The following is an 11,434-nucleotide window of genomic DNA, read 5'->3' on the forward strand; positions in this document are numbered from 1 at the left end:
TTTCTCAGTGACTTGTTTTACTGCTTCAATTTTGAATTCTTCAGGGTATCGTTTACTGCTCATAAGCACCTCGTTAATTAGCCATTTTATCTAACTAAAGGGTGTCTACAAAATCGGTGGCTATTCAGTTAATTATGTCTACAGGGGTTTGGGTACTGATCTATTTGGCAGTGAGTTTGACTTGTAAATGGATTCTTTCATGGGGTGGAGCAGACTATATAAAAGGATGGAAAAGTATATTTTTCTTTAATGGCACACCTGAGGACTGGAATACAGAACAACTGAGGGCTATGGCTTTATTCACATGGATAGGTTTTACCATTTTGTTTGTTATAGGTTTAATTTACCCAGAATTTAGGTTCTATAAGCTTAAAAATAGTTTGTAAAAAACGGAGCTTAAGCTCCGTTTTTTATGGATGATTATTCAAATCATTTAACATTGCATCACGTAAAATTTTATTCATACGTGTCTGATAACCTTTGCCTTGCGCTTTTAGCCATTGCATAACATCAGCATCAATACGAACTGTAGTTACTTGTTTAGTTGGCTTATAAAATGGGTTTTTGACAGCATTTTTCCAAAAATTTTTATCCAGTTCAGGAATGTCTGAAAAATCTATTTCACTATCTGGACGTTGAGCCAAAGCTTCAAGTCTTGCTTTTTGTTCTGCTGACAAAACAGGAGGATTATTCAAATCCATTTTATAAGTAACGGTTTTGCTCATATTGTTTCCTCTCTTTTTTCTCTGCCTGTCGTGCCGAAATAATACGGATATGATCTATCCCATTATGGTCTTGTACTGTATGAGCAACCAACAGAACAGCTTGCCCATGTACCATACCTATCGCTTGCCAACGATACTCACCATTTTCAAAGCGATCTTGTTTATATAAGGCATGAGCATCATAAAAAACCAATGTTGCATCTTCAAAAGCAACACCATGTTTTTTGAGGTTCTTTTCTGCTTTTTGCTCATCCCATGAAAACTCAATTTCCATAGTTAAATCGCTTTTTGTTCATACAAAAATGTTAATACAAAATTGTAAATTTTGCATTCTTTATTGGCAATAATCTTACAGAATCGAACATAAAAAAGCCGACTTGTTTCAAAATCGGCTTTTTCGTCATTTTGAAGTTTTTCTGATGTGAATAAGTAATTGATATTGCAATTAATATACAATTATACTTCGTATAATAGCCATTATGTTAAAGGGGAGGTATATTTGAATTAAATATGCCTCTAAAGTTAATAGCTATCAATCATTGTTTGCTGAATAAGCCTTTAAAAGTAGGTTTATGCACCTAAGTTATTGTAAATAAAAAGATGTTCGTATTTTCAGTATTCTAACAATAGACTATAGTTGATTCTTTTAAACTAGGAATTACCATGAACCGATTTAAGACCTCTTTTTTAGTTATTTCTTTGGGTCTTACTTTAACTGCCTGCGGCGGCGGCAGTGATGGTGCATCGAGCTCTACAGGGAATGGTACATCGAGCTCTACAGGGAACAGCGGCACCACACCAGATACTTCTACTGGTTCAGTATTAGAAAAATTGAATCCATCACAATCCTACAACATTATTTTTGACTACCCTAATTCTTCTGGTGTATCAAGACTTGATTCTGTAAAACAAAATGCCGATGGTATTATCACCGAATTTGGTGATTACAAAATTACAGGAGATATTGTTGCGAAAGAAATTGCTGGAAATAAAAACTTTACGATTGCTCGTGTAACCAAAGGAATTTTTAATTATGAAAAAAATGGGGAAATAAAATCAACAGATATTTCCAAATATAGCAATGCCTCTTATTTTTATTTTGCATTTACCCCAATCATTACTAAGCGTATTTCTGCCCAAACCAAACAAATTAACTGTACTGATGTTAATGCTACTCAAGCAAAAGTGACCAATAGTGGCCAATTTGAAAAATTTATTTCTCCATCCATTCATAATGGAAGTATTACTTTAAATCCTAACGGCAATATCGACGTTAAATTTACTGCAAAAAATGGCAGTGATGAAACTACCTTTGCGTCATCAATGAGATGGGTTGATTCATTCAATAACTATAGCAGCTATAACTTATTGGGTATCGTAGGACAACAAGGTGAATCAAATCAGATCGGTATATTTAACATAGCTGATAATGGACCAAATAGCCTAGTACTTGGTGCAATTTACCGTATGACTTTGAGCAATAATGGTAACTATCAAGGTGCTGTTTCTATGGTATGTAATTATTAATATAGCTTGATTGAAGTGTCATGCGCCTTAATCTTTATGTATTTTTTTAAATTTAAGACCTAGGCAGTGCCTAGGTTTTTTTATTTCGTATAACAGCCATTATGTTAAATCGAAAGTATTAATTTCTTTCAATTCTTAACATGCTTTCAGCAATTTCGTTTTTACCTCTTTCCTGTAAATTTTTAATCACAGAATCAAAGTCTCTTTGCTCCCTATTTTGGCTTAATTTTGATTGAGCTTGAACTTTAGAAATATTGATTTCAAAAACGATGAGATCATTTAACTGATCCATCAAATATTCTTTAGGAGCATCAGACATTTTCCATCCTGAATCACCATTTGCTTCTTTTTCACTTATCTTTGTTAGCATGCCAATAGCTGCCAATTTACTTTTCGTATCTGAAAAATAGTTAATATTTCCATATACATGAACTACTTGATAATTCCAAGTAGGTACTTTCTTATGATCTTCAAATTTACTTGGATAATAATTGGCGGAAATATACGCATCTTCCCCTTTAAATATACATAGAACTTCTTGAGCATCCGAAACTAGTGTTTTCATATCATTAATTATTGCAATATGACCGACTAAGACATTATCACTTCTCATTATTAGAGGTACGTGTGTAGCAATAAGACCCTTTGCAGTGTTGGCAACTATACAAGCTAAAGGATAGTTCTTAATAAGACTTGTTATTTCTTTTGGTCGAACTTCTTGGAAATCATTAGGAATGTACATCTATTTTTAAAACTCATCGTTAAGTTAAGAGTAGATTTTTTCGGCTTCAATATATTCTAATTCTTTTAGATTTCCTAAAATTAACATAATACACGTTATACGAAGTTAAGAATGGGAGCTTGTAGCTCCCATTCTTATTGTATTTTTAAAAATTATCGAAGAGCTTCTCGGACAAAAGAAGGGTCTTTGATAAATAGTTTAATTAAGGACTGTGCAGCTTTAGATGGCTTACGTACACCTTGTTCCCAACTTTCTAAAGTACGTACAGATACACCCAATGTATCGGCAAATTGACGTTGGCTTAACTCTGATTTTTGACGAGCTAAGGCGACATCTGTTTGAGTAATCGTATAAGTTTTTACTGCAGTATTGGCAAGCATTTCATCTACTGCCATAAGTAACTCAGCGCCAATATCACGTTCTGCATCACGGCTTTCAATATTATTTAAGTGATTCATTTAGCTTCTCCACTAAAGCACGTAGTACTTTTTTATCGAGTTGATCAACAGCAGATTTTCCATAAATGGTGAGTAACCATATTTGTCCGTTAGCTAAACGGTTGTAATAAATCACTCTGACTCCACCGCTTTTCCCTGTTTTACCAGATCCCCAACGAACTTTACGTATTCCCCCTGAATTAGGCTCTACGTCTCCAACTTCAGGATTGGAAGCAAGAAAAATTTTAAACTCGTTGTACTCTTTTTCTGTCCAATAGTCTGAATAAAACTTACTGAACAAAGAGGTTTCACATATTGTATACATCAAGCTTCCATATTATCTACTACTATGTAGTAATTTTATTGTACTACATAGTAGTACAAAATCAATAATTTTTGGAATTTCGTATAACAGCCATTATGTTAAATTAAGATAGTAAAATTCTAATTGAAGAAAAATTGGCATGTTTTATTGGAACAAAACAAACTTTGACGGCTTAAAGCAAATAGCTATCGAATATAAAGAAGATGAAGACTTAAAACTTTTTGCAGAATATTGCCATTATCGGGATACAGGAATTCGGAAAATAGCATTTCAAAAAATTGAAGAATTCATTAACTATTGTGAATCTTGTTCTCTAGAAAAACAACAAAATATAAGCCTATTTCTTTTAGAAATAATTTATAGAAATCAAGAAATTCACACTTTAATATCTGACCCACTAAAAAAATATTTAGTTAAAATTATGCAATTTAGAGCAAGCTCTCAAGGCGAGAGTCTTGCCTATCAATGGCTTGGATACTTATGTAATAACATTGACATGTATGAGAAGGGATTAAAGTTAGATCCAGCTAATCAGATTTGTCGAAAAGCGTTGCTTAATTCAGATTTTAATGAGCTTGATTGGCAAACACATCATCTTAGTGAATCATTATTTATTGGAACATTAGATGATGCTTTAAGTACATTAAAACGTGCTTGTATACTTTTACTAGAACTTTCTGATCCAAATGATAAAAAGCTATTTGAAGAAAAATATCTATATTACAAAGAAATAATATCTGCTTGGATACAATATAAAAAATCAAATATGACCGTTAGTTTCTGTGATTGGTGTAAGGAAAATGAGCTTAAATTTAAGCCTTACCAAACTCTGTATTATGAAAAATAGCTAAAATTAACATAATACCCGTTATACGAAGTTAAAAAATTGAGGATATGGCCTTAATTTTTATGTATTTTTTAAAATTTCAGACCTAGGTTTTTCTATTTCGTATAAGAGATTTTATGTTAAATAGCCCTCAACAGAGGGCTATTTTTAATACTAAAAATTACATGCTTTTAAGACATAAGGATTCATATGCTGCACCTTTAGCTAAAACAGTCTTCAGCTTACCATTCGTGGTTATTTGCAATAGTGCCAAATAGATTCATTTTCGATACTCTTACTTCAAAGCCAAAATTTTTCGGGCACCATTAAGTACGAATAAAGAAACCAGTATGCCAATGATTAAGTCTGGATAAGCTGATCCCGTCCACGCCACGAGTACACCGGCAAATATAACGCCCATATTTACGACAACGTCATTCGCCGAGAAAATCCAACTGGCTTTCATATGTGCGCCATCTTCTCGATGACCAGAAATAAGATATAAGCATGTCACGTTAGCTATAAGTGCGAGCAGGCCAATAACAATCATGAGCGTTGATTCTGGCTCGCTTCCAAACATGAATCGTCTAATGACATCAACAATCACGATAACAGCAAGTAATAACTGAATCCAACCTGCGAAATGGGCTGCTTTTATTTGATATTTCGCAGCTTTTCCGACGGCATATAGCGCAATACCATAAACGGCTGCATCGGCAAACATATCTAAAGAATCAGCAATCAATCCTGTAGACGCAGCAATAATACCGCTGATGAATTCTATAAAGAAAAGTAGAGCATTAATACCTAATAACAGTTTAAGTACTTTAGCTTGTCTCACAGGATCAGGTTCATTAGGTATATCGCCTGAAGAAAGCTGTGTTTCATCAAGTTTCGCCCCAAAACCCAGTCCTTCGAGTTTAGCCGTAATTTGCTGAATCCCTTCATTATGGAAGACTTTCAGTTTTCGATTGGGAAGATCAAAAGTAAGACCTTTAACTGCTTCAATATCTGCAAGAGCCATACGGACCATTTGCTCTTCAGCAGAGCAATCCATTTTAGGAATGGTGTAGGTACTTGTTTGCTTAGCCTGTTGATTGCTTATATAAGTTTCAGTCTTCACAAGCTTTGCACCAAAACCCAAAGCTTCAAGTTTGGTGGTTATATTTTCATCTTTTTGATTATGTAGAACCTTTAAAGAACGGTTAGGTAAATCAAAGATGAGTTTTTGAACACCATCAATTGAAGATAGCGCCATACGAACCATCTGTTCTTCCGCAGAACAATCCATTTTGGGAACTAAGTATTCACTCATGTAGTGCGAATCTTTTAAAATATCTTCAGTGCTTAAATTTTCTTTGGGATCAGAACCATAACAGGATTGAGCGGTATCTTCACAACTGTTTGAAGTGTTACAGCAAGGAGATGAAGATTTTTTTTCTTCCTCTTCACCACAACAGCTAAGCGTATTATCACAATTCTTTGAATTGTTTGCTTCTGCAATTGATGGATGATTTTCTTGTTGAGATTTCTTATCTTCGCATGGTGTTTCTTTACTACATCCACAACCACTCATAATTATACCCATTAAAAAAATTATAAACTTTGAATATTAGAATCCCTATAGTTACTATAGAGTCAAGAATCTTTGGAAATACTAACTCAATGCATTTAAAAATTGGTGAACTCTCTAAAAAAACCTCATGTTCAGTATTAACAATTAGGTTTTATGAAAAGGAAGGTTTAATTCCGGAACCGGAAAGAACGGAAGGAAATTACCGCCTTTACGATGTAGGCTATGTTGAGCGAATTAAATTTATTTTGAATTGCCGAACTTTAAATATGAGTTTGAATGAAATTCGTCAATTACTTACCTATAAAGACAAACCTGAGAAAAATTGTTCAGATGTGAATGAATTAATTGACTTACATGTCAGTGCTATCAGAGAAAATATAATCAAGCAACAAAAGCTTATTGAACAACTATCTGATTTAAGAGGTACTTGTGATGGTTTATGTACAATTGACCAATGTGGAGTTTTAAAAAATCTAGCTTGATTATCTAGACCTATGCTTTTTTCAAAAAATCGGCACTGTTGCAAATAACCACGAATGGTAAGCTGAAGACTGTTTTAGCTAAAGGTGCAGCATATGAATCCTTTCCATGGTCGGCATTTTCAGGGCGAAATCATTCTTTGGGCTGTGCGCTGGTATTGTAAATATGGCATTAGCTATCGTGAACTGCAGGAAATGCTGGCCGAACGGGGTGTGAATGTTGATCACACGAATATTTACCGTTGGGTTCAACGTTATACGAATATAAAAATGGGAGCCTATAGCTCCCATTTTTATTGTTAAACGTTGAATCCTATATGTTTTCCTGTTGGAAGCTCTACATCAATACGGAGCTTCCCACCCATTGCCTCAACATACTTTTTCATGGTTGAAATCTTAAGATCATTGCCACGATTTTCTATTGCTGAAAGCGATGGCTGTTTTATTCCCAAAGTTTCAGCAAGCTCTTTTTGAGAAATTTCGAGTTCTTCACGAATAAGATGAAGCTGATTTTCTAGCAGTAATTCATCAGCCATTTTTTGAATACGGGCTTGGCTCTCTGGAGAGCGGCTAGCTAACAATTCTTGCAGAGTCTTAGCCATTAGATTTATCTCCTAGGGTAGTGAGATGAAGTTGGTATTGTTCATCTGCAATATCCAGCATGTCTTTATAAAAACGCTTTTTACCGCCTTTATCAGCAATACATAGAACAATAGCCTGTCGTAAGGGATCAAATGCGAAGAAAGCTCTTAAGGGTCTACCGCGATGTTGAACACGCAGTTCTTTCATATTGGTAAATTTAGACTCATACACAGTATCTACTAAAGGACGGCCTAAACTCGGTCCCTGCTGCTGTAGAACAACCAGGGCAGCTAGGACCTTCTCTTGTGTAGGTTCATCTTGCTGTTCAAGCCACTGATTAAATAGATCTGTCGTAATGACTGTCCACATACCACAACCAGAATATAGATTATAGTCTATATTCTAGGGGCATTATGTTTGTTTTGCAAATGAGAAAGGATAGGCAATAAAAAACCCCGGTATCCTGCCGGGGTTTTTTATTGTGCGATCTTTGGTAGGTGCTGCTCTACCTCACAATCCTAGTGTTAGAACTTATCATTGTTGTTTTTTGCTCCGGAACATCCTGTTCCTGTATGAATCTATCGTAGGGATATTCTAGCTATCCTGATAGCCGCAAAGAACTGGAATTTGAGTAAGCTAAAGCGTACAAAGTGCCTGAAATTTATCCACAAGAAATGGGGATAATTTTGAACATTCACGCATTGATAAAATTTAAAAAATCGCAAAATCGACTACTTTTTAAACAAAATTATTGGCAAGAACTATCAAAACCGCCTAAAAAAAAGCCGACTTGTTTCCAAGTCGGCTTTTTGCGGTTTTTGTGATGAGGGTGAATTTTTTAAGTTATTGATTTTTAACTTAATATACAAATGCATTTCGTATAACCTCCATTATGTTAAATAACTGATTTCATAAATTAAAGATTTGGAAATCGAATCTTTGTTTCAGCCTGTCTAATTTCATTACTAGTAAAAGAAATAGTTGTTCCTAATGAGTAACCATAGATTCCTTGGATAGAATCATTAGATGATTCATATGAAATATAAAATCCATTATCAACTCGATCTATCCACTCAAAATTATTTTTATGTTTTTCAAAAAGATAATCACTTAATTTCTTTTTTACTTCTACATCATCTATATCAATTTCATAAGCAATAGAATGAAGTTTACCTTGCCACTCTTGAAGAGAAATAAATCCTACTGGTGTTTTTAATCTGTACCAGTTTGATTCTTTAATGAAATTTACTCCTGAATTCTTTGGTTCTAAGCTGAAGTTAGTTTGAATATCTGAAAAATTAGAACCAATTTCAAATATAAATGGCTCTAATACCTTATTTGCGTTCAATGTATTGGTCTCTGCATGTGATAAATTATTGATAGAAGTTGAAACTAAAGCGACAACTAGCATTAAAGCTTTGAACATAATTAATTTTTAAAATTAAGATTCCCTAAAATTAACATAATACCCGTTATACGAAGTTGAAGAATTGAGACTATAGCCTTAATTTTTATGTGTTTTTTAAAATTTAAAACCTACACTTCAGTCTAGGTTTTTCCATTTCGTATAACAGCCATTAAGTTAAATATCCTCATTCCAAGCTTTATCTAAGCTTTTCAAATTATTGTATGCTTCTTCAAAATCACTTAATTTAAATGTTAAAACAGGAGATGAAAAAGGTTGTTCCCAAACTACTGATGTTACAAGGTCATGCATATTGTTCCATGCTACCCCAAATCGAATCCATTGAACTTCTGATTCAGTCACCATCTGTTCAATCATAATTACATTACAGACAAGATCTAAATCATCAGAACAAATTAAAATTGGTATGACAGTGGATACTGCACCATATTCAGAAGTTTCAGGTTTTAATAGTTTCCATGCATTACTCAAAGGAACGCTATTTTCAAAGTCATATAGCCAACCATGTGCTGGAACGGAAGAATTTGCATCCTTAAAACTAGTGTTTTTACTTATCCATATATTTAATGGAAGTCCATCAATAGCAAAAATAGGAAATGGTTTAGTGTTTCCATTTCCATCCTGAATACATCCTTTGACAGGGTGTTCATTTAATAATATTGCTGAGATCACGTTCATATCTTTTATTTAAATACTTTAAAGATTTCCTAAAATTAACATAATACCCGTTATACGAAATTGGTTTTATTAGTTGATAAAATTCAATGATTTAACCAAAAATAAAAAGCCCAATCCTAGCAGATTGGGCTTTTTAAATGATTTATCACGTTCCACGCTCAATATTTAAGCAATTTTCCACGACTTTGTTCATCAAAATTAAACAATCTTGCTCGAATATACTAGTTAAAAAAACGACTCAAAAAGTCCTTTTTGGCAGACTTTTTTATCACTGCACTAGACATGTTTGATTTGTCATAACCAGTAGTCAATCCATCATACTTAACATCTAAGCTTCCTAGTGATTTTCCTCAGTTTAGCTTTGAGCATATACCCCCCAACTGCTAAATGAAGTAATCAATCCCTCATATTTAAGCTGCTGTATAGCCTACTTCCTTAAGGTATGGCAAAAGTATCTTTTGCTGCACTGCATCCATCAACATCGAGCGTAAACGCGCTACAAATTGCTTCATATCCTCACCCACATGAGCCATAGTCTGCACAGCAGGGAGATCAGCTAATTTACTACTAAACATGTCTAGCTGCTTCTCGGTGAGCTTATGGAATATATCTCCCACATTGAGATCTTTAGAATAATCATTTTCTGATTTTTGTTTAGGAGACCTTTGCTTTTGCTTAAATAAAAATGAAAAACCTTTGATTATTCTACCTGCCTTATGTTGCTCATATTGAACAGTAATATCTGTTTTCTCATTAATTTCTTTGACTGCTAATTCTAATACTCTTTTTTTAAAGTCACTCATTAGTTTGTATTCATGGTCAGCAATACCTAATTGTTCTCTAAAAGTTGTGAGATCAACCATTGGTACTTTCCCAGTAGAACGCCATTGGATCAGTAATTCATAAAGCCTTGCAGAATAAACACTCTTAAGCTGAGCTGTTTGACTTAGTAAGTATTGAGTAAAGAACTCCTTAACACCATCGATCCTGCTTATACCTTGCACTACTGCAGGTGTGAAGACTATTTCTATAGCCCCTTGGTCATCTAAATATTTAACCTGAGAAATCCAACGACTTTTAACAAGTTTTCCATCTTCGTCATAGAAACTGAATCTACGATTAAATAAGGTATCTTCGGCTTCTTTCATACGTTGATAAGCATTTTGTCTGCTAGTAGTAAATACCTCAGCATAACGCTTAGCATCAATTCGCAGGGGTATATCTGTACTTAACCCTGTACCTGTTTCCCTTGCATCCACAATAGCGAGCTGAACGATATGTAACTCAGCAAGGCTCAGCATTTGAAATGCTTGATTTAAACGATTTGTTTTAACGACTAGTTCTTTTTGCATTTTTGATAGCCAGAATTATTTATAGCGACAACATATCACCTGTCATAAAAAAGACAAATAATTATTTGTCAGCATAAGGTAACTAAACGTCCTTATATGGGTAACTAAACGTCCTTATATGGGTAACTAAACGTCCTTATATGGGTAATTAAACGTCCTTATATGAGGCCTGAAATGCTCTGATATCAAGGCTTTCAGCCGGCGGAAAAGCATTTAAAAACATTTAAAAGAATATAAAAGCCCGCTTCGCTCAATTTTTTGTTAAAAAAAGAGAAGATTTTTTGTTTTCAGACTGACTTAGATTCTTGACCTAAAACTTATTTTCTTACGACTTTTATTTAAGATCAAAATACTAAATTTAGACTCAAACCATCTCTTTAATACCATCTAAAACGCAATTTAAGGTGATTTAGGAGACTTTTCTTTAAAAAATGAAGCCCAACTACGTGGAAAAATAAAAGATGGCTCTAAACGCAATTTAGGGCCATTTCTTGGAATTCCTACATAAAAAAATATTGAAGTCTGATTTAACCCTCAAGATTTTGGCTAAATGGGTTCCTTGGAGAGTCTTTTAAGATACGTTCTAAACGTTGAATTCTGTCTAACACATGTTCATGAGATTCTAGGATCTCTGAATAGCCACCAAAATTCTAGACACACGTAACCATCTTTTGATGGGCCTTTTCATAATCTAATGGAGAACGCTGACCATTGGAACCATGCCTGCGTTTTGTATTGTAGAACATCTCAATATATTCA

At 34.0% G+C, this 11,434-nt stretch carries 15 protein-coding genes and 1 pseudogene; 5 read left to right on the forward strand and 11 right to left on the reverse strand.

What is annotated here, in order from left to right; translation table 11 throughout:
* Positions 1 to 116: 116 nt before the first annotated feature.
* Entirely contained in the window at positions 117 to 386 is a 270-nt protein-coding gene (locus CYK47_RS14245; RefSeq protein ID WP_252150298.1) for a hypothetical protein, read from the forward strand.
* Positions 387 to 410: 24 nt separating this feature from the next.
* On the opposite strand, the gene CYK47_RS14250 is transcribed toward CYK47_RS14245, so the two are convergent.
* Positions 411 to 725: a BrnA antitoxin family protein gene (locus tag CYK47_RS14250; protein WP_122902464.1), complete on the reverse strand. Its 315-nt coding sequence runs from the start codon at positions 723 to 725 to the stop codon at positions 411 to 413.
* Positions 703 to 999, reverse strand: a complete 297-nt coding sequence (locus CYK47_RS14255; protein ID WP_122902465.1) for a BrnT family toxin — start codon at positions 997 to 999, stop codon at positions 703 to 705. Before CYK47_RS14255 ends, CYK47_RS14250 begins: the two co-directional genes overlap by 23 nt.
* 389 nt (positions 1,000 to 1,388) lie before the next feature.
* On the opposite strand from CYK47_RS14255, the gene CYK47_RS14260 reads away from it, so the two are divergent.
* Positions 1,389 to 2,252, forward strand: a complete 864-nt coding sequence (locus tag CYK47_RS14260; RefSeq protein ID WP_122902466.1) for a hypothetical protein — start codon at positions 1,389 to 1,391, stop codon at positions 2,250 to 2,252.
* A 118-nt stretch (positions 2,253 to 2,370) separates the two neighbouring features.
* Here CYK47_RS14260 and CYK47_RS14265 read toward each other — a convergent pair whose 3' ends face one another.
* The 3 genes from CYK47_RS14265 to CYK47_RS14275 all read right to left on the reverse strand — a co-directional run bounded on the left by CYK47_RS14265 (position 2,371) and on the right by CYK47_RS14275 (position 3,756).
* Entirely contained in the window at positions 2,371 to 2,994 is a 624-nt protein-coding gene (locus CYK47_RS14265) for an FMN-binding negative transcriptional regulator (RefSeq protein WP_122902467.1), read from the reverse strand.
* Between the two features lie 152 nt (positions 2,995 to 3,146).
* Positions 3,147 to 3,452, reverse strand: coding sequence for a helix-turn-helix domain-containing protein (locus CYK47_RS14270; RefSeq protein ID WP_005166858.1), 306 nt, complete (start codon positions 3,450 to 3,452; stop codon positions 3,147 to 3,149).
* Positions 3,436 to 3,756 carry a hypothetical protein gene (locus CYK47_RS14275; protein WP_005020911.1) on the reverse strand — a complete coding sequence of 107 codons (321 nt, stop codon included), beginning with the start codon at positions 3,754 to 3,756 and terminating at the stop codon, positions 3,436 to 3,438. The genes CYK47_RS14270 and CYK47_RS14275 overlap by 17 nt, the downstream gene beginning before the upstream one ends.
* Before the next feature lie 139 nt (positions 3,757 to 3,895).
* Between CYK47_RS14275 and CYK47_RS14280 the strand changes: the two genes are divergently transcribed.
* A complete protein-coding gene (locus CYK47_RS14280) occupies positions 3,896 to 4,603 on the forward strand; it encodes a hypothetical protein (RefSeq protein ID WP_122902468.1) in 708 nt (235 codons plus the stop codon).
* 274 nt (positions 4,604 to 4,877) lie between these two features.
* Here CYK47_RS14280 and CYK47_RS14285 read toward each other — a convergent pair whose 3' ends face one another.
* A complete protein-coding gene (locus tag CYK47_RS14285) occupies positions 4,878 to 6,158 on the reverse strand; it encodes a cation efflux transmembrane domain-containing protein (protein WP_005237495.1) in 1,281 nt (426 codons plus the stop codon).
* Positions 6,159 to 6,247: 89 nt separating this feature from the next.
* On the opposite strand from CYK47_RS14285, the gene cadR reads away from it, so the two are divergent.
* Together cadR and CYK47_RS14295 are read left to right on the forward strand one after the other, a co-directional pair.
* Positions 6,248 to 6,640 (forward strand): Cd(II)/Pb(II)-responsive transcriptional regulator, encoded by a 393-nt coding sequence (gene cadR, locus CYK47_RS14290; protein ID WP_000550240.1) that lies wholly within the window; start codon positions 6,248 to 6,250, stop codon positions 6,638 to 6,640.
* 93 nt (positions 6,641 to 6,733) lie between these two features.
* Positions 6,734 to 6,895: pseudogene (locus CYK47_RS14295) on the forward strand (IS6 family transposase); the annotation flags it as partial.
* A gap of 41 nt (positions 6,896 to 6,936) precedes the next feature.
* Here CYK47_RS14295 and CYK47_RS14300 read toward each other — a convergent pair.
* The 5 genes from CYK47_RS14300 to repM form a co-directional block, all read right to left on the reverse strand.
* Positions 6,937 to 7,239 (reverse strand): helix-turn-helix domain-containing protein, encoded by a 303-nt coding sequence (locus CYK47_RS14300; protein WP_001140620.1) that lies wholly within the window; start codon positions 7,237 to 7,239, stop codon positions 6,937 to 6,939.
* Entirely contained in the window at positions 7,232 to 7,588 is a 357-nt protein-coding gene (locus CYK47_RS14305) for a type II toxin-antitoxin system RelE/ParE family toxin (RefSeq protein ID WP_004668307.1), read from the reverse strand. Before CYK47_RS14305 ends, CYK47_RS14300 begins: the two co-directional genes overlap by 8 nt.
* 547 nt (positions 7,589 to 8,135) lie before the next feature.
* Positions 8,136 to 8,645, reverse strand: coding sequence for a hypothetical protein (locus tag CYK47_RS14310; RefSeq protein ID WP_122902469.1), 510 nt, complete (start codon positions 8,643 to 8,645; stop codon positions 8,136 to 8,138).
* A gap of 156 nt (positions 8,646 to 8,801) precedes the next feature.
* The gene (locus CYK47_RS14315) at positions 8,802 to 9,323 is read right to left on the reverse strand and encodes a hypothetical protein (protein WP_122902470.1); all 522 of its coding nucleotides are present in this window, start codon (positions 9,321 to 9,323) and stop codon (positions 8,802 to 8,804) included.
* A gap of 410 nt (positions 9,324 to 9,733) precedes the next feature.
* Positions 9,734 to 10,675: a replication initiation protein RepM gene (gene repM, locus CYK47_RS14320; RefSeq protein ID WP_122902471.1), complete on the reverse strand. Its 942-nt coding sequence runs from the start codon at positions 10,673 to 10,675 to the stop codon at positions 9,734 to 9,736.
* Between the last annotated feature and the right edge of the window lie 759 nt (positions 10,676 to 11,434).

Source organism: Acinetobacter sp. B51(2017), from assembly GCF_003711395.1.
GTDB lineage: Bacteria > Pseudomonadota > Gammaproteobacteria > Pseudomonadales > Moraxellaceae > Acinetobacter.

Coding starts and splice junctions, on each gene's coding strand:
- CYK47_RS14250 (WP_122902464.1), bottom strand. CDS start 725: ATGAGCAAAACCGTTACTTATAAAATGGATTTGAATAATCCTCCTGTT.
- CYK47_RS14255 (WP_122902465.1), bottom strand. CDS start 999: ATGGAAATTGAGTTTTCATGGGATGAGCAAAAAGCAGAAAAGAACCTC.
- CYK47_RS14260 (WP_122902466.1), top strand. CDS start 1,389: ATGAACCGATTTAAGACCTCTTTTTTAGTTATTTCTTTGGGTCTTACT.
- CYK47_RS14265 (WP_122902467.1), bottom strand. CDS start 2,994: ATGTACATTCCTAATGATTTCCAAGAAGTTCGACCAAAAGAAATAACA.
- CYK47_RS14270 (WP_005166858.1), bottom strand. CDS start 3,452: ATGAATCACTTAAATAATATTGAAAGCCGTGATGCAGAACGTGATATT.
- CYK47_RS14275 (WP_005020911.1), bottom strand. CDS start 3,756: ATGTATACAATATGTGAAACCTCTTTGTTCAGTAAGTTTTATTCAGAC.
- CYK47_RS14280 (WP_122902468.1), top strand. CDS start 3,896: ATGTTTTATTGGAACAAAACAAACTTTGACGGCTTAAAGCAAATAGCT.
- CYK47_RS14285 (WP_005237495.1), bottom strand. CDS start 6,158: ATGAGTGGTTGTGGATGTAGTAAAGAAACACCATGCGAAGATAAGAAA.
- cadR (WP_000550240.1), top strand. CDS start 6,248: ATGCATTTAAAAATTGGTGAACTCTCTAAAAAAACCTCATGTTCAGTA.
- CYK47_RS14300 (WP_001140620.1), bottom strand. CDS start 7,239: ATGGCTAAGACTCTGCAAGAATTGTTAGCTAGCCGCTCTCCAGAGAGC.
- CYK47_RS14305 (WP_004668307.1), bottom strand. CDS start 7,588: ATGTGGACAGTCATTACGACAGATCTATTTAATCAGTGGCTTGAACAG.
- CYK47_RS14310 (WP_122902469.1), bottom strand. CDS start 8,645: ATGTTCAAAGCTTTAATGCTAGTTGTCGCTTTAGTTTCAACTTCTATC.
- CYK47_RS14315 (WP_122902470.1), bottom strand. CDS start 9,323: ATGAACGTGATCTCAGCAATATTATTAAATGAACACCCTGTCAAAGGA.
- repM (WP_122902471.1), bottom strand. CDS start 10,675: ATGCAAAAAGAACTAGTCGTTAAAACAAATCGTTTAAATCAAGCATTT.